The following is a 17,792-nucleotide window of genomic DNA, read 5'->3' as shown; positions in this document are numbered from 1 at the left end:
CGGCGAGATACTATATTGGAAGAATATTTTGAAAATGAACTTGTAAAAAAGTTCGAAGAAATGGTGGAGAGCAATGATGAATTCTACTTCGATACAGAAGAGTTGGAAGATATTATCGTTTACTACCTCGAGCTTGGAGACTTTAATTACGCTGATATTGCAGTAAATTACGGTCTGAAGCTTCATCCAAATTCTTTGGAAATAAAAATAAAAAGACTCGAAGTTTTACTCGAATGGGAAGATTACAATTCTGCAAAAGAACTTATTGATGAGCTGAAAGGCGCATCAATGGAAAACACCGACTTTTTGGTGTGCTACGCAAAATTTTATTCTAACCTTGGGAATCCGAAAAGGTCTATCGATATTTGTAAACAGGCATTGGAATTGGGCGAAGAAGAAAACTTCCTCAACAATTTTATTGCAGACGAATATATGAATCTCGGAGATCCTTTCAATGCGCTGAAACATTACCAGCAGGCTCTGAAAGATGATCCTACAGACGAATATTCATTAGAAAATATTATGATTTGTTTCAATGAACTCAACAAAAGTGATGACGCCATTGCTTTTCTGAATTCATATCTGGATGATTTTGCCTTCTCTGAAGTGGCGTGGAGCGAATATGGACAGTTTTATTTCAACAGAAAAAATTACGAAGAAGCCATCCGTGGGTTTGATTATCTTTTGGCAATCAATTCAAATGCGGTAGGTGTTTATGCAAGCAAAGCTGCTTGTTATGAAGCGTTGAAGCAGTTTGACAAAGCCATCGAAGTCTATGAAGAAATGCTGGAACTGGAATATACCAAAGCATTTACTTTTTATAAAATCGGACTATGTTTTAAAGCTCAGAAGCAACTTTTTGTAGCTCTGACTTATTTCCAGAAATCATTAAGAGAAGACCCTCAGTTTTATCTTTCGATGATGGAGCAGTCTTATTTATACGAAGAAATGGGTGCGATGGCAGAATCTCTGCATTTTGCAAAAGAGGCTACTCATCTGAATGAAAATAATCTTGATTATCAGAAGAGACTTGCTTTTCTTTTCATTGAATCGGGAAGATTTGAAGAAAGTTTAACCTGTCTGAAAAAGTTGGTAGACACAGAGCCATCACGTTTTTACAATTGGTATGCCTACAGTGAAGTTCTGATGCTTGTTGGCGAATATGAAGAAGCCGTTACAGTCTTAAAATCAGCTTTAAAATCGCACAACAGAGCAGAATTGTATTACCAGCTCAGCAATTGCTGGTTTAACCTGAGAGAGCAGACAAAAGGCACAGAAGCACTGCAAAGTGCCTTGGAACTTGACCCTACTCTGGCTTCTGATATGCAGAAGAAATATCCGTTCATTAAAGACGAGGTAAAAAAAGTAAAATCAAAGGTCAGAAAGAAAAATTAAACCATTTTTCAATACAATAAAAACGGATTTATTTAACTTTAAATAAATCCGTTTTCTTTTAAATCCATATACCATAATTTAATCGTAATAAAAAGACTTTATCTATATTTGTTACATTTATGTTTAATCAGGAATCAACATCAGATAAAAGTTTCAGCCAGAATTTAATTATTCAGGCACTGGCTTCTTCGCCTGCACCAACAGCTATTTATTCAGGAGAAAATATCGTAATCCGTTTTGCAAATGCGGGAATGCTTGATTTGTGGGGTAAAGATTCTTCTGTGATAGGCAAAACGCTGATGGAAGCCATTCCTGAACTTGAAGGGCAGCCTTTCTTAAAACTCTTACAGGAGGTTTGGCGCTCCGGCGAAACATATTCTGTTTACGAAGCTCCTGCAAAACTGATTAAAAACGGAAAAGAAAAACTTGATTATTTCGATTACGAATATAAAGCACTTACAGATGAAGACGGTAAAACATGGTGTATACTCAACACGGCTCTTGAAGTAACTTCCCGTCGTGAATTTTTGCAGCAAATCAAAGAGAAAGAAGAAAGAGAACATGCATTGAATGAGGAAATGGCAGCAACGCTCGAGGAACTGACCTCAACCAATGAAGAATTAAGCCTGTCAATAAGGCAGCTTGCAGAAAGCAGGGAGTACATCCGCACCATTATTGAGCAGGCTCCAGTGGGAATTGCGATGCTTAAAGGAGGTGACCACGTTATTGAAATCGCCAATCCTGCCATTCTTCAGATTTGGGGACGGGCAGAAGCCGAGGTTATAGGTCGTCCTCATGAGGAAGCCCGCCCAGAAATACGTGACCAGTTTGTAAATAATTGGCTTAGCGAAGTCTACCACAGTGGAAAACCCAGAATTAATACTGAATTTTCAGTTAAATTATACCAAAAAGACGATGCACTGAGAGATGCGATCGTAAATTCAATATATCAACCTATTTTTTCTGACCGTGGCGAAGTTTCAGGCGTTCTTGTAATTCTTGAAGAGATTACCCAACAGGTTTTGGAGCGGCGCAAAAATGAAAATGATCAGCAGATGCTGGCACTTGCCATTGATGCTGGCGAGCTGGCAACGTTCTATTACCAGCCGGCGACAAATCTTTTTTCAGGAAATAATTTGCTTAAAACCTGGTTTGGTTTGTCTTCGGAAGAAAATATAGACCTTTCTGTGGCATTAGATGTTATTGTTTCTGAAGACCGTGACCGTGTAACTGAAGCGATTACCAATTCGCTTGATAAAAATTCGGACGGTCATTATTTTATCGAATATAAAATTCAGAATAAAACAGATCAAAAAGTAAGGCTTTTGCAGGCAAATGGCAGCGTTTTCTTTGATACAGAAGGCAATCCTTTGAGCCTTAACGGTACTTTAAGAGATATTACAGAACAAAAAAAGGAAGAGCAGCGAAAAGATGATTTTATGGGAATGGTAAGTCATGAGCTTAAAACACCTCTTACTTCTTTAAAAGCCTACCTTCAGATGATGCAACGTATTGGAACTAATGAAGATAATTCCAGACAGCAGAATATGCTTGAAAAATCTCTGAAGCAGGTAGATTATATGAACGGTATGATCAATGGATTCCTGAATGTGTCCAGACTGGATTCCGCACAGATGCACATTGAAAAAACCGTCTTTGATTTCGAATTATTATTTGCTGAAATTAAAGATGAAGTGCTTTCCACTACCCTCAGCCGCAATTTTGTTTTTAAACACTCGGGTGAGAAATTAATACTTGCAGACCGCGGAAAAATATCACAGGTACTGCACAATCTCATCGGAAATGCAGTGAAATACTCGCCTGCTGGCAGCCCAATTATTATAGAATATTCAGATTTTGGTGATAACGAATTGAAAATTACCGTGACAGATCATGGCATAGGAATTCCTGAAGCAGATCAGCACCGAATATTTGACCGTTACTACCGCGTAAAGGATGAAAACAGCAGATCAATCGCAGGATTCGGCATCGGACTTTATCTTTGCAAAGAAATTATTGAGCTTCATAATGGGAAGATTCAGGTTCAGAGCTTTAAAGATGATGGTACGACATTCTCGGTCATTTTACCTGTTGGTGATCATTCGTGATTTGGGAACAGCTTTTTTTCTAATTTAGTACAAAGACTTTCAATATCATCTTTTCTTACCAAATCAGAAACCCATTCTTCAGGAATATTTTCAAAACCATAATAAATTCCAGCGATTCCACCAGTGATTGCTCCCGTTGTGTCGGTATCATCTCCCAAATTGACTGCTTTCAATACTGCTTCAGAATAACTTTCAGTAGTGAGGAAACACCAAAGAGAAGCTTCCAAACTCGCAAGAACGTAGCCTGAAGAACCTATTTCCTGTTCATTATACTTTGAAATATCATTTATCAAAATTCTTCCAAAGAGCTGGACTTCTTTTGGGTTAAAACCTTGAATTTGTGCAAATTTCAAAGCTGTCTTTTGGACATAATTGTACGCTTCTTTTTTATCTCTTCCCTTTATCAATTCAATCGCAAAAATCACATAGATAAAACATGCAAAAACAGAACGAAAATGTCCGTGAGTAATAGACGAAACTTCCTTTACGGTCTGATACAATATCTCAATATCTTCTTCATCTCTAAGATAAAATGCCAAAGGCAGAATCCTCATCAATGAACCATTCCCATTGTCTTCTTCAAAAATATTTCCTGAAAATCTTGCACTTTCGCCTTTAATTAATCTTGCAATTGAATGTCTCGTTGTTCCACCGATATCGAAGAGTTTTCCGTGAGCAGTCCAATGCCCATATTTTACCCATTTCACAAAGCTTTCTCCAATCTTTTCCAAATCATAACCTTTAGATAACTGTTCTGCTAAGCAAAGTGTTAATGAACTATCATCGCTCCAAGTTCCTTTTGGCTGCTTCCAAGATCCGAATTCCCGCATATTTTCAACGGGAAAACTCCTCAAATTTTCTCTTTTATTAAATTCCACCGGAACGCCCAAAGCATCGCCAATACAAACTCCGAAAATCCCTGATTTTATACTGTTTTTCATTGATTTAAATTTAAAATTTGACTTCTCTCATCGATCAGTTTTTGAATATATTTTGAAGCCCACTCCTCCCTTTCTTTCCAACTCCCAGAAATTTCCTGAAACACAATTCCACTTTCTTTTAAAATTTTCCGATGGATTTCATCCAATCGATTCCTTTCATCGATTTCAAGCCTCGTTCCGTCCTGAATGTACTCTGCATCCTTGGTTAAATAAAGATAGAGATTGGCTTTGTTTGTATTCAAGATTTCATCCGAAACAACCAGTTTTTTATCAAAAATAAATTCAGAATACGATTTTGTGATGTGGCAATCGGTGTCAATCAGCGTTAAAAAACTTTTTGAAACATCCACATTTTCAATCCGATTGGCGTGTTCGGAAAGCACTTTGTCCAAATCTTCAAATTGAAATTCTTTTGAATTCTGAATTAAATCTCTTCCAGCTTCCGAAACTTTATTTGATTTAAAAACTTCGGATAATGTATTGGTCAAAAACGTTTTTCCTGTTGATTCTGTGCCAAGAAAAACAACTTTTAAAGCAAAATATTTTTGAACCGACAGCGGAAGATAATTCCAGTTTTCAAACAAATTTTCACGAATTTCTGAAGCTGAAATCTTAATACTTTCCCTGTTTTCATCAAACATAAAATGGTCGATATTCATAATCATAGAAAGCATTTCTCCGTATTCTTCGGAAGTCACGAGAAACTCTTCCTCTTTAAAATATTCTCTGAAAACTTCACTCCACTTTTTAGAAATATCCCAGTCTGAAACAGAAGTATTCGGGAAATCATTTTCATTGTATTTAAAAACCTTAACCTTTAAGTTTTTATTGTCTTTAAAAGTTTCCTTAATCCATTCTTTTCTGATATTTCCGTCTATTTTTTCCTTTTCTTCTGCGCATACCAAAACCGTTACACTTCCTTTTTCAAGGGCGAATTCGATCATCTTCTGATGACCGATATGAAACGGATAAAACTTTCCAAATACAAAACCCTTCATTTTAAAAGACTTTAAATTTTAAAGAAGCCATAAAATTTCTCGGCATCTGAATAAAATATTTTCCTGTGCCATCTGCTTCTGTGTAACCGTAGTTATAATACCGTTTGTTCGTTATATTATTCACAAAAAATCCGATTTGCCAATTATTCCAATCATACAAAACTCCGGAATTGAAAATTACATAAGACGGAAGTTTTGCCGTGTTTGAAAAATCCATGTACGAACTGTCCTGAAATCTGGAAGTCACGTTAACCGTAAGATTCTTTATTTTATAGTTTACTTCCTGATTGACAATAAATTTCGGCGTCAATACCGGACTAAACGAAATATTTTCTTCTTTAATTCTTGAATACACAAAAGACGAGTTATTTTTCAAATTCCAATGCTCATTAATCTGATAATTGAATGAAACTTCTGCTCCCAATCTGTAACTTTTATCCACTTTATTAGTCAGTGCCAATCCGTTGGGTCCGAAGTTTCCGTTCAATACAATTTCATCTTTAAAATCCATGTAAAAGATATTGAATTCCAGTTTTATTTTTTCTTTATTAAAACGGTAACCTAACTCATAATCAGTCACATATTCGGGCGTAACGGTTCCAAGCGCCAACTGATTATTTTCATCCAACATCAAATTATCATTTCCCATAAAAATATCATTTCTGGTCGGTTCTCTTCCTACTCTTCCCAAACTGAAATATGCATTTGATTCATTGTTAATCAGATAATTAATTCCAAATTTAGGATTTAAAAAATTCCATTCTAAATCATTCATTCCGACATCGCCTTTGTATTTAAAATTAGCAAAACGATATTGCAAATCTCCGGAAAAAAGCCACTTTCCAAACTTAAACTCAGCCTGAGCAAAAGCACTCACATCATTTTTAAAACCTGTGTTTCTGTATAGTTCTCCCAAAGAAAGCTCGCTTCCTGTGTGATTTCTATTGTATAAATTTCCGTTAAGACCAGCTACAACTTTTCCTTTTTTAAATTTATTCTGAAAATTGGTATAAAATCCCAAGAAATTCGAATTAAAAGCATAATTGTAAATTTCTCCATTTTCCGGCAATCCTATGAAATTATTCATGTTAAAATCATAATTTCCATTCAGATAAGTATAATGAATACTGCTTTGAAGAGAAGAAGATTCGCTCAATTTCGTCTGATTAAAAACCTGAAAAAACGTCTGAAAAAACCGGTCTTTTTCATCTCTGTTTCCATTCGTTCGCGGATCTTTATCAATCTGTTCCTGAGTCACACCCAACCAAGCCAGTTGATTTCTCTGATTTCCCATCAAAGCATTGAATTTCCAGATACTTTTATCTTTGAAAATTCCACCGCTGATAAACGCAGACTGTCCATGATTAGAGGAATTATACTTGTAACCATCAGAATAAATTTCCGATAATCTCACATGAATTCCCATATCATTTTTAATTCCTGAAGTGTATTTTCCGTACAACCTCATCGAATTATATGAACCATAATTGGCTCCAAATTCAAGATTTTTTTCCTTTAAATCAGGAGAAAATAACTGAATACTTCCGCCATAACTCGCCGTTCCGTTCTTCGATAAACCCACTCCTTTCTGGATCTGAATTTTATCGAAAGAATTAAAAATATCCGGATAATTCGAAAAATAAGAACCTTGATCTTCCGGCTCATTCATCGGCGCTCCATCCATCGAAACATTGATTCTCGTCTGATCAATCCCACGAATTCTGTAATAAGAATAGCCATTATTTCCACCCGTATCCGAATAAGCCGTGACCGACGGAACAGATTCTGACAATAAAAACGAAGGCTCCTTCCCTACATTCTGAATACTTTTAGCCGGATTGATATTGTGAAAATTCACCGCCTGCAATCTTCCCGCCTCACTTTGTATCACAACTTCCTGAATATTCCTAATCGAATCTTTTTCCTGAGAAAAAGCGTTGGAAAACGGGATAAGTATTGCTAAAAGTAGTATTTTTTTCATGGTTTTTAAAGATTTAAAAGTCGTTTATAAATCATTTCATTTTCATCATCAAAGCAAACGAAAACAACTTTTTCAATGATTTCAGATTGGAAATTCTGAACTTCACGAACTGCAATTTCTCCAGCCAATTCTTTCGGAAATCCATAAACTCCCGTGCTGATATTTGGAAAAGCTATGGTTTTAACATCGAGGCTTTCTGCCAATTTCAAAGAATTTTTATAGCAATTTGCCAATAATTCTGAGCTTTTTTCTTCATTATTATTCCAAACCGAACCAACCGTATGAATGACATATTTTGCAGGAAGATTTCCGGCTTTTGTCACGACAGCTTCACCGGTTTTACATTTTCCCTGTCTATTTCTAATTTCAATGCATTCATCTAAAATCTGTTTTCCTCCTGCTCTGTGAATGGCTCCATCAACTCCACCACCGCCCAATAAGGATGAATTGGCAGCATTTACGATTGCGTCGGCTTTTATTTTAGTGATATCGCCTTTTATTAATTCAATTTTCATTGTAATTAGTTTTTATTTAATCTCAACTTCCGATTTAAATCACCATCATCAAATACTAATGGTTTTTCTTCAGGAATCATCAAATTATCCAAATCATCATTTAAAATAAACTGATATTGTTCTTTCACGAAATCTGAAATATTTTCGATTAAAATAATATCTTCCTGCGCAAAAGATTTGATGAGATTATTTCTCAACCCGATTTGTATTGCTCTTCTTTCCAATTTATTCCCGAAAGGATCATGATCCGGATCCCATTGCAATCTCGCAGAAGATGCTTTTACCTGATTTTGCCATTCTTCTCTCGATAATTCTAATCTTTCGTTGTAAGAAGAATAAACGGCATTTTCTAAGTACTTTTTAAAAGCATCAATTTTTAAATGAACTGCCAAAACATATTCCTGTCCTTCTTTCGTTCCCCATCCATTTCGGTACATCATCCAAAGAAAATTAGGTTTAATCCATGTCATTCTTTCCAAACTGAAAGCTCCGCCTAAATATTGATTTTGAACTGCAAATTCACCAATTTCTCTTCGATAAGACTGATAAACAATTATTTTTTCATCATCATATTGAGCCATGATGTGATGCCCTTTTTGAGGCCAGTTTTGTAGTTGTTCTTTATATTTTTTCGTTTAAGTTTCATTGTTTTAATTTTAAAATCAGATTTTCTACCTCATCATTTGCCGGTTTTTTAAACTCTTTTCCCATGAAAACTTTTGTCACTTCAATATTTCCTACAATTGCCTGATTGAATTTTTCTAAATCTTCCGCAGGAATCCACAATTCATTATGATTTTTTGCGCCAACATTTTGCGTTGGAAATTTATTTACTTCATCTTCCAACACTTCAAATTTCGTTACAAAACCAAGATAATTTCCTGCTTGATCTCTTGTATTCCACTTTTCGGCAATTTCGGAGGCGTAATTTTCATCTAAAACAGGATAGAAAATCGGCTGCCATTCCAGTCTTGGAGGAAACCTTTTATAATTACTCTCTATAATTAAAAGCATTTCTTTTTCTCCGACAGGTCTGTAAAGTGTTTTTGTTTTCATTTGTTTTAATGTTTATTTTCTTAATTCATCCCTCACTTCCATCAAAGCAAATCCCAAAAGATTTTCGCCATTCCATAGTGACGGATTTTGAACATTGGGATCAGTTTCCAGCATTCCAATTCCCCAAATTGTATCGTAAGGGCTGGCTTCTACTAATATTTTATCATTTGTTGAAAGTAAAAATTCTTTAAATTCTTCGTTTTGTGAAAACTTCAAAAGATTACCTTTTTTTACAATTTCACATTTATGTTCTTCCCAGATTTGAGGGTCAAAATTTTTGACTTTTCGTCCTAAGTTTTTTACCTGATTGGGAGTATTTGAATTTAAAATCTCTATTAAGGTTTCGTTATCATTAAAAAGTCTGGCTTTTCCAGCCATCATGTAATGTTCTGCCGTTTGATAAATTGTTCCGTTTTCTTCAAATTCACCCGGAAACCATTGACTAAAACAAGATTTGGTAACTTGATCTTTAGCAGTATGTCCCCAAAAGAAAAGGAAATCGAGATTTTCGTTTTGCTGAAATTTTATAATTGTATTTTGTAATGTGTATTTCATGATTGCGTTATTATTACACAAATGTAAAAGAATATGATTTTATCTTCCAAATTTATTTGCGTTAATTTTACGCTAATAATTTAATTGATTGATAATCAATAATAAAAATATTTTGAAGATTATTCTTTGTGCTGAAAGATTGCCACGAATGAACGAATAATTTTGATTTAAAATGATTTTAAAGCTAAAAATTCGTGCATTCGTGGCAGAAAACTTTATTTGATTTCGAAATAAAAACCTTCCTCTTCCAATTGCTTATATTTTTCCTGATTGAATATAAACAATTTTCCCGGTCTTCCGCTGCCTTCTTTTTTATACTGAGAAGTTTCGTTGAGAAGTTCGTAACTCATGATTTTTTTCCTGAAATTTCGTCTGTCGATTTCCTTTCCGATAATGGTTTTGTAGAGATTCTCCAATTCAGAAAACACAAACTCATCATTCAAAAGATTAAAACCAATCGGCTGATATTGAATTTTTGCACGAAGTCTTTTTAACGCAATGTCAATAATGGTTTGATGATCAAAAGCCACTTTCGGAAGTTCATTCACACTGAACCATTGTGCATCATCTGCATCAGAATCGGCAAACAACTCATGATAAGAAGGATTGACCAAGCCTAAATAAGCCACGGAAACCACACGATTCCTCGGATCACGACCTACATTCCCAAAAGTGTAGAGTTGTTCCAAAAAATCAGGCTTTATACCAGCTTCCTCCTGCAATTCTCTTTTTACAGCATCATCAAGATTTTCATCATCCAAAACCAAACCTCCAGGCAAAGCCCATCCTCCTTTAAATGGCTCAATATTTCTTTTAATTAAAAGAATCTGTAAATCTTTTTTATCAAAATATCCGAAAATAACGGCGTCGACAGCGACTTTGATATCTTGTAGCTTTTTTGGAGAATCCATAATTTAATTTGCGTTACGAATACACAAAATTAGCAATTACAAACCTTAATTTCAAGATTAAAATAATTTTTTTTCGAATCTTATTTTTTATTAAATTTATAATCAACTTAAAACTAATCTATTATGAAAAATTTATTTTTCGCAGCTTGTACTGCGATATTGTTTGTTGCTTGCGACAAAGTGAAAATGGATGTGAAAACAGGTTCAGACGCAACCGAATCTAAAGAAAAGGAAGAATGGAAGCCAGTAGATTCTGCAACAGCAACCAAAGCATGGATGGAATATGCAACACCAGGAGATATGCAAAAAATGCTGGCAAAATCTGACGGAGTATGGCTCGGAGAAAATACGATGTGGATGGAAGACGGCGGAAAACCCATGACAAGCAAGTCAACAACAACCAATAAAATGATTTTTGACGGACGCTATCAAACAAGCGAACACAAAGGAGATTTTATGGGAATGCCTTTCGAAGGAATGAGCATTACAGGATATGATAATTCTAAAAAGAAGTTTGTTAGCACCTGGATTGACAATATGGGAACGGGAACGATGAATATGGAAGGTGAATGGAATGCTTCCAAAAAATCAATCGAATTTAAAGGAAAAATGACCGACCCGTCAAGACCCGGAAAAGATTGCGATGTGAGGGAAGTCTACACTTTTGTGGACGATACTCATCAAACCTTAGAAATGTTTGGTCCTGATTCTAAAACAGGAAAAGAGTTTAAGACCATGGAAATTAAATACACAAAGAAATAAATACGGAAACCGTTTCAGTTGAAACGGTTTTTTTGTACATTCAAAATTCTTAGAATTGATTTGGGTGAAAAGATATTTTTTGATTTTAATTGTATTGTTAATTGGCTGCAAGGAGGAAAAAACTTTTGCGGATGATATTGTTTTGAGCTTTCCACAGGATGAGAAACTGACGATTCAAAAATTTAATGAGGATGCAAATGAAGCAGGGACTAATTTGTTTTATAAAGGCTACGATTCTGGAAAAGTTGAAATAAGATATTTTCAAAATATTATGCCCGAACCTCCGCCTCCACCAAAAATACATGAAAACGAAAAAAAATTACCTGATAGAATAAATACTTTTAGAGATTCTTTAAACAATGTTCAAAGCCTATATTTCAGAAATGAAGAAATTAAAATTTTAGAAACTAAAGATGATTTATACGATTCATTATCAAATAAAAACCTTTTGATTATTGTTAGAGAAAAAGATACAATTCCGCTCTATAAAAGAGATTACGGAACAGATGAAATAAAAAAACATAAAGCTTTTCCTGTTTATATTAAAAATATTTCAACTAAAATTTTAAAAATTCCGATTGAGGCTTTTGGTGTAGCTTTGTATATTTCAAATGATATCCAGTTTCAATTTATTAGAAATAGCAACTATACAATTTGCGGAATGGGTACAAACCTAAACCCGTATTTTGAATTAAAACCTAATGAAATCTTGATTTATTCTTTTGCGCACCTTGAAAATGGGAGTAAAAGAAAAGCGAAAATTGTATTCTTTAAAGCTTTTTCGAAAGAATTTGAAATTTCAATTGATGAAAAAATTATTAAAAATCAAAGATCTACCCACTATTTACAATAAAAAAATCCGCAGAAAAATCTACGGATTTATATTAAAATGCATCAATGATGCTAATCATTCAGCTTCAAAACAGCCATAAATGCCGATTGCGGCACTTCTACTCTACCAATCTGCTTCATTTTCTTCTTACCTTCTTTCTGCTTTTCAAGTAGTTTTCTCTTTCTTGAAATATCACCACCATAACATTTTGCGGTAACGTCTTTTCTTAAAGCTTTAATCGTTTCTCTTGCAATAACTTTCGCTCCCAAAGCCGCCTGAACTGCAATATCAAACTGCTGTCTAGGGATCAGTTCACGAAGTTTTTCGCACATTCTTTTACCGATGTAAAATGCATTAGAATCGTGAATCAAGGAAGATAATGCATCTACCATATCTCCGTTGATCAGGATATCCATTTTTACCAACTTAGAAGCACGCATTCCGATTGGTGAATAATCGAATGAAGCATATCCTTTAGAAATAGATTTCAGACGGTCATAAAAGTCGAATACAACTTCTGCCAAAGGCATATTGAACGTTAATTCTACTCTGTCTGCTGTCAAATAACTCTGGTTAACAATCTCACCTCTTTTCTCAATACAAAGCGTCATTACAGCGCCCACGAAATCAGATTTTGTGATGATTGAAGCTTTGATATAAGGCTCTTCCACTCTATCCAAAAGATTGGGATCAATCATTTCAGACGGGTTGTTGATAAGAATCGCCGTTTCAGGATCTTTTTTAGAATATCCATGGTAAGAAACGTTGGGAACCGTTGTGATAACGTTCATATTAAATTCTCTCTCCAAACGTTCCTGAACGATTTCCATGTGAAGCATTCCCAAGAATCCGCAACGGAAACCAAAACCAAGAGCTGCAGAACTTTCAGGTTCGAAAACCAATGAAGCATCATTTAATCTTAATTTTTCCAACGAAAATCTTAGTTCTTCAAAATCTTCAGATTCAATAGGGTAAATTCCAGCAAAAACCATTGGTTTTACTTCCTCAAAACCGTCAATGGCAGCAGCTGCAGGATTTACAAAAGAAGTAATTGTATCACCTACTTTTACTTCACGAGCGTCTTTAATTCCTGAAATAAGGTAGCCTACATCACCACATTCAATCGTTTTCTTAGGAACTTGCTTAAGCTTTAAAGTACCAACCTCATCAGCTCCGTATTCTTTTCCGGTAGCGAAAAATTTAATCTTTTCGTTTTTAGAAATACTTCCGTTTACAATTTTAAAGTAAGCTTCAATACCTCTAAACGGGTTGTAAACCGAGTCAAAAATCAAAGCCTGAAGCGGTGCTTTTGGGTCTCCCACCGGTGGTGGAACTCTTTTCACAATCTCTTCCAACAATTCGTGAACTCCTTCTCCTGTTTTACCAGAAACACGAAGAACATCTTCATACTTACAACCTAAAAGTCCCATAATTTCGTCGGTAACTTCTTCAGGATTTGCAGACGGAAGGTCAATTTTATTCAGAATCGGAATAATTTCCAGATCATTTTCTAAAGCCAGATACAGATTCGAAATCGTTTGTGCCTGAATACTTTGTGCAGCATCAACAATCAAAAGTGCTCCTTCACAAGCAGCAATCGAACGGGAAACTTCGTAAGAAAAATCTACGTGTCCCGGTGTATCGATAAGATTTAAAATATATTTTTCGCCATTAAGCTCATAATCCATCTGGATGGCGTGAGATTTTATCGTGATCCCACGTTCTTTTTCCAAATCCATATCATCCAATGTCTGAGACTGTAATTCTCTCTGAGTCACCGTATTGGTGTATTCCAAAAGACGGTCTGCCAAAGTAGATTTACCGTGGTCAATATGGGCAATTATGCAAAAATTTCGTATGTTTTTCATTTAAGAACTATGTAATTTGCAAAGATAACAAAATGCAGGATAATTCCTCAGTCTTAATGAAGTACCTCGGAAAATAAATTTAACCAATAAAACACGAATCTTTTTCAGAAGCCATTTCCCGCTGTCCACTGTATCTTTTTTGCAACGGTCTCCTGAACTTTGTTCGTAAACTTTCAGTTTATGTTCCGTCCGCCACAAAAAAGGATGCCGTTTCCATCGGGGCTAGGGTATTGTTTTGGAGCTCACTTTTGTTTTTAGAAAGAAAAGTATTGTGAAATAGACCACCCCGTCTCGATTTGCTTTGCAAATCGATCCACCCCTCCACAGGAGGGGAATTTTTGCATTAAAACAAGATGATATAATTATAGGGTAATCTTGTAGACAAAAATACCTGCGCAGCGACGCCCTCTTCACTGCGCAGTCAACCTGTCGTCGGTGCGCACCTATACTTTTTGATGTGCTTTCAGAATAAAAAATTTTCAGGACAGTAAAACGCTTTGCTCAAAAATCTTTACCTTTTCCATTCAAAAATATACACCAGGTTTAAACGTAATTTTAATGAAAAAAGCGCTCCTACTTCTTTTAATTGTACCCTTTACCCAAATCAAATCGCAGTGGATTGAAAAAGCTCCGGAAAATCCTGAAGAATTTGTCAATCCTCTCATAGGAACACTTTCAAAACCCTCTCTGTCTAACGGAAACACTTATCCCGCCGTCGCAGTTCCCCATGGAATGAATCTTTGGACACCCCAAACCGGAAAAAATGGAAACGGATGGCAATACACTTACGATGCTGATAAAATCAGAGGAATTAAACAGACGCACCAACCTTCCCCATGGATGAACGATTACGGAATGTTTTCGATTATGCCTGTGACGGGAAAAATGCGTTTCAGTGAAGAAGAAAGAGCAAGCTGGTTTTCACATAAATCAGAAGTTTCAAAACCGTATTACTACAGTGTTTATCTCGCAGATCACAACGTCACTGCCGAACTGACACCGACTGAAAGAGCAGCCCAGATGCGACTCACCTATCCCGAATCCGGCGATTCATGGTTTGTTGTGGATGCGTTTGATAAAGGATCCAGCATAAGAATTATTCCGTCTGAAAATAAAATTGTTGGGTATTCCACAAAATATTCACGGGGAAAACTGGTAGGTTTTAAAAATTATTTTGTCGTTTACGCTGATAAACCTTTCACAAAATACTCAACCTGGAAAGACAAAGATTTTGTAAAAGATGCGCTTGAAATTACCGGAGATCACTGTGGTGCCGTCGTAGGTTTTGCTACGAAAAAGGGCGAGAAAGTAAATTTGAGAATCGCGTCATCTTTCATCAGTTTGGAGCAGGCAGAATTAAATTTACAGAGAGAACTCAGCAAGGATTCATTTGATCAAACCTTAAACAAAGCCAAAACGGCCTGGAATCAAAAATTAAAAAGAGTGGAAGTCGCCGGCGGAACAGTCGATCAGATGCGGACTTTTTATTCGTGTCTGTACAGAATGCTTTGCTTTCCGCACAAAATGTATGAGGTAAATAAAGCTGGCGAAATTGTGCATTACAGTCCATACTCCGGAAAAACTGAAGCTGGATACCGCTTTGCAGGAACCGGTTTTTGGGATACTTTCAGAGCACTCTACCCTTTTCTGAATCTTGTTTATCCCGACATCAATATTGAGATGCAGAAAGGTTTGATCACCGACTACAAAGAAGGCGGCTGGCTGCCGGAATGGTCGAGTCCTTCCTATTCTGATATTATGATAGGAAATAATTCAGCTTCTGTGGTTGCCGATGCTTACATCAAAGGTCTTCGGGGTTATGATATTGAAAATTTGTATCAGGCTTTGCTTCACGGTGCGAATAATGAAGGTCCGCAGGCAACGGGAAGGCTTGGAGTTGAGTATTATAACAAATTGGGCTACGTTCCCTACGATGTAAAGATCAACGAAAATGCAGCAAGAACTTTAGAATATGCCTACGACGATTTTGCCATCGCTCAATTGGGAAAAGCCCTTGGAAAACCAGAATCTGAATGGAAAGAATACTACAGACGCTCACAGAATTTCCAGAAAGTCATCGACCCCGAAACAAAACTGGCGCGTGGAAGAAATCAGGACGGGAGTTTTCAGACGCCATTCAATCCATTTAAATGGGGCGATGCTTTTACAGAAGGTAATTCTTGGCACTACACTTGGTCGGTATTTCAGGATATTGAAGGACTGGCAAAACTGATAGGCGGAAGAACAGCGTTTTCGAAAAATTTAGATAAAATATTTGAGCTTCCTCCGGTGTTTGATGAATCTTACTACGGCTCAACCATCCACGAAATTCAGGAAATGGTGAATGCCAACATGGGACAGTATGCCCACGGAAATCAGCCTGCACAGCACATTATTTACCTTTACAATTATTCCGGTGAACCGTGGAAAACGCAATACTGGGTTCGGGAAACAATGAACAGTCTTTACCAACCGACTCCGGACGGCTACTGCGGTGATGAAGATAACGGACAGACCTCTGCTTGGTATATTTTCTCGGCTTTGGGTTTTTATCCTGTAACTCCGGCAACCGACCAGTATGTTTTGGGCGCTCCCCTTTTTAAACATGCTAAAATTCATTTGGAAAACGGAAAAACCATTGAAATAAAAGCGGACAAGAACAGCGAAGAAAACCGCTACGTTAATTCATTAAAATGTAATGGTAAAAAATATTCGAAAAACTGGCTTAGTCATCATGAACTTATGAAAGGTGCGATTTTAAAATTTGAGATGAGTTCACAACCCAACAAAGATCGTGGAACTGAGGAAACAGATTTTCCTTACTCATATTCAACTGAAAAAAATGATAATTAATCTTTAAAAACAAAATCACCTGTAATATTATCGAGTGAAACTGTAATCACCTGCTTTGATGCAATTCCATAAAATTTCTGTGGAATTCTTGGTCCCGAATCTGCTAATCCTCCTATGACAGCACCTACCATACCGCCAGCCATTGCGCCAATCATTGCTCCGTTTACCCTTTCACCATACAGCTTAAATCTGGAAGTTGAGAATGTAAAGTTGTCTCCTTCCTTTGCTGTTTTGGTGAAGCCCACACCTAAAGTTTTATACATTTCGCCACCATCTACAAAGCAGTAAACTTCAGCTTCGTTAAAGTTTTCGCCTTTGTATTTTAACCTTTTTATTTCGCCTTTGCCGTTTTTAAATATCGAGTAATCGGGATCCGGATTTTGTTTAAAGAAATTTCTGTAGCTTGTATAAACTCCGTCTTTTAATGGCGACAAAGACAGATTTTTTGCATTGATAATCGTGGCATAGTTTTGAAGTTCAGCCTCCGGGATATAATCGAAAAAAGAAGGAGAAACGTACAGACCTTTGATAAAATCGGCAAAGACTTCATCAATAGTTTTCACAATGTCTTTGCTTATCGAAGGCATGTTTACCATGACCACAGTATTATCAAAACGATTTAAAAAATAATACCTGTCATTTCTTTTAATAAAACCTGAAAGTTTTACATGAATTTTAAGAAAAACTTCTTTGCCCTGATCATCTTTTACATTTTCAACTTTTAAATTTTCCAGGAGAACTGTAATATCATTGGTACCTGGCGTTTTATTATCTTCAGCAAACTTTTTAGAAAATATCTCTGCGAGATTCTCGTCGGCAAATTTGATTTCAAATGCTTCATTTTTTCTGGTAACTGTTCCCACATTTTTATCTGCTCTCAAGTCTCGCACGGTCAACGATTTTGTGCGTGAGTGTTTATCTTTAATGCTTTGCTTTAAATTAATAATGGTTTTTTCCTGAGCAGTGGAAAACGTTGTGAACAAAAGGAATAAGATTATTTTTTTCATGTTGATTAAG

Annotated in this window: 15 protein-coding genes; 5 read left to right on the top strand and 10 right to left on the bottom strand. The window is 36.0% G+C overall.

Annotation, left to right across the window (positions count from 1 at the left end; genetic code table 11):
• Positions 1-15 precede the first annotated feature (15 nt).
• The gene (locus AC2A1G_RS07650) at positions 16-1,395 is read left to right on the top strand and encodes a tetratricopeptide repeat protein (RefSeq protein WP_484046329.1); all 1,380 of its coding nucleotides are present in this window, start codon (positions 16-18) and stop codon (positions 1,393-1,395) included.
• A gap of 119 nt (positions 1,396-1,514) precedes the next feature.
• A complete protein-coding gene (locus tag AC2A1G_RS07645; protein WP_484046328.1) occupies positions 1,515-3,503 on the top strand; it encodes a PAS domain-containing sensor histidine kinase in 1,989 nt (662 codons plus the stop codon).
• Here AC2A1G_RS07645 and AC2A1G_RS07640 read toward each other — a convergent pair.
• From AC2A1G_RS07640 to AC2A1G_RS07605, 8 genes are all read right to left on the bottom strand, one after another.
• The gene (locus AC2A1G_RS07640; protein WP_484046327.1) at positions 3,494-4,444 is read right to left on the bottom strand and encodes an ADP-ribosylglycohydrolase family protein; all 951 of its coding nucleotides are present in this window, start codon (positions 4,442-4,444) and stop codon (positions 3,494-3,496) included. The two genes, AC2A1G_RS07645 and AC2A1G_RS07640, sit on opposite strands and share 10 nt — an antisense overlap.
• Entirely contained in the window at positions 4,441-5,442 is a 1,002-nt protein-coding gene (locus AC2A1G_RS07635) for an AAA family ATPase (RefSeq protein ID WP_484046326.1), read from the bottom strand. Before AC2A1G_RS07635 ends, AC2A1G_RS07640 begins: the two co-directional genes overlap by 4 nt.
• 1 nt (position 5,443) lies before the next feature.
• The gene (locus AC2A1G_RS07630) at positions 5,444-7,423 is read right to left on the bottom strand and encodes a TonB-dependent receptor (protein ID WP_484046325.1); all 1,980 of its coding nucleotides are present in this window, start codon (positions 7,421-7,423) and stop codon (positions 5,444-5,446) included.
• A 5-nt stretch (positions 7,424-7,428) separates the two neighbouring features.
• On the bottom strand, positions 7,429-7,938 hold the full coding sequence (locus AC2A1G_RS07625; protein WP_484046324.1) for an O-acetyl-ADP-ribose deacetylase: 510 nt from the start codon (positions 7,936-7,938) through the stop codon (positions 7,429-7,431).
• 5 nt (positions 7,939-7,943) lie between these two features.
• Entirely contained in the window at positions 7,944-8,519 is a 576-nt protein-coding gene (locus AC2A1G_RS07620) for a DUF4291 domain-containing protein (RefSeq protein WP_484046323.1), read from the bottom strand.
• Positions 8,520-8,580: 61 nt separating this feature from the next.
• Positions 8,581-8,994 carry an ADP-ribosylation/crystallin J1 gene (locus AC2A1G_RS07615; protein WP_484046322.1) on the bottom strand — a complete coding sequence of 138 codons (414 nt, stop codon included), beginning with the start codon at positions 8,992-8,994 and terminating at the stop codon, positions 8,581-8,583.
• Positions 8,995-9,006: 12 nt separating this feature from the next.
• Positions 9,007-9,549, bottom strand: coding sequence for an NADAR family protein (locus tag AC2A1G_RS07610; RefSeq protein ID WP_484046321.1), 543 nt, complete (start codon positions 9,547-9,549; stop codon positions 9,007-9,009).
• Between the two features lie 215 nt (positions 9,550-9,764).
• A complete protein-coding gene (locus AC2A1G_RS07605; RefSeq protein WP_484046320.1) occupies positions 9,765-10,460 on the bottom strand; it encodes an NUDIX hydrolase in 696 nt (231 codons plus the stop codon).
• Between the two features lie 123 nt (positions 10,461-10,583).
• Between AC2A1G_RS07605 and AC2A1G_RS07600 the strand changes: the two genes are divergently transcribed.
• On the top strand, positions 10,584-11,222 hold the full coding sequence (locus tag AC2A1G_RS07600; RefSeq protein ID WP_484046319.1) for a DUF1579 domain-containing protein: 639 nt from the start codon (positions 10,584-10,586) through the stop codon (positions 11,220-11,222).
• Between the two features lie 79 nt (positions 11,223-11,301).
• Positions 11,302-12,075 (top strand): hypothetical protein, encoded by a 774-nt coding sequence (locus AC2A1G_RS07595; RefSeq protein ID WP_484046318.1) that lies wholly within the window; start codon positions 11,302-11,304, stop codon positions 12,073-12,075.
• A gap of 50 nt (positions 12,076-12,125) precedes the next feature.
• On the opposite strand, the gene lepA is transcribed toward AC2A1G_RS07595, so the two are convergent.
• Positions 12,126-13,922: a translation elongation factor 4 gene (gene lepA, locus AC2A1G_RS07590; protein WP_484046317.1), complete on the bottom strand. Its 1,797-nt coding sequence runs from the start codon at positions 13,920-13,922 to the stop codon at positions 12,126-12,128.
• Positions 13,923-14,480: 558 nt separating this feature from the next.
• Here lepA and AC2A1G_RS07585 point away from each other — a divergent pair.
• Positions 14,481-16,775, top strand: a complete 2,295-nt coding sequence (locus AC2A1G_RS07585) for a GH92 family glycosyl hydrolase (protein WP_484046316.1) — start codon at positions 14,481-14,483, stop codon at positions 16,773-16,775.
• On the opposite strand, the gene AC2A1G_RS07580 is transcribed toward AC2A1G_RS07585, so the two are convergent.
• Positions 16,772-17,782: a hypothetical protein gene (locus tag AC2A1G_RS07580; protein ID WP_484046315.1), complete on the bottom strand. Its 1,011-nt coding sequence runs from the start codon at positions 17,780-17,782 to the stop codon at positions 16,772-16,774. The two genes, AC2A1G_RS07585 and AC2A1G_RS07580, sit on opposite strands and share 4 nt — an antisense overlap.
• Positions 17,783-17,792 lie beyond the last annotated feature (10 nt).

The sequence above is a fragment of the Chryseobacterium sp. HNCC26DJ240 genome, from assembly GCF_057180485.1.
Note: the sequence above shows the minus strand (reverse complement) of the source record. Positions and strands in the feature narration are given on the sequence as shown.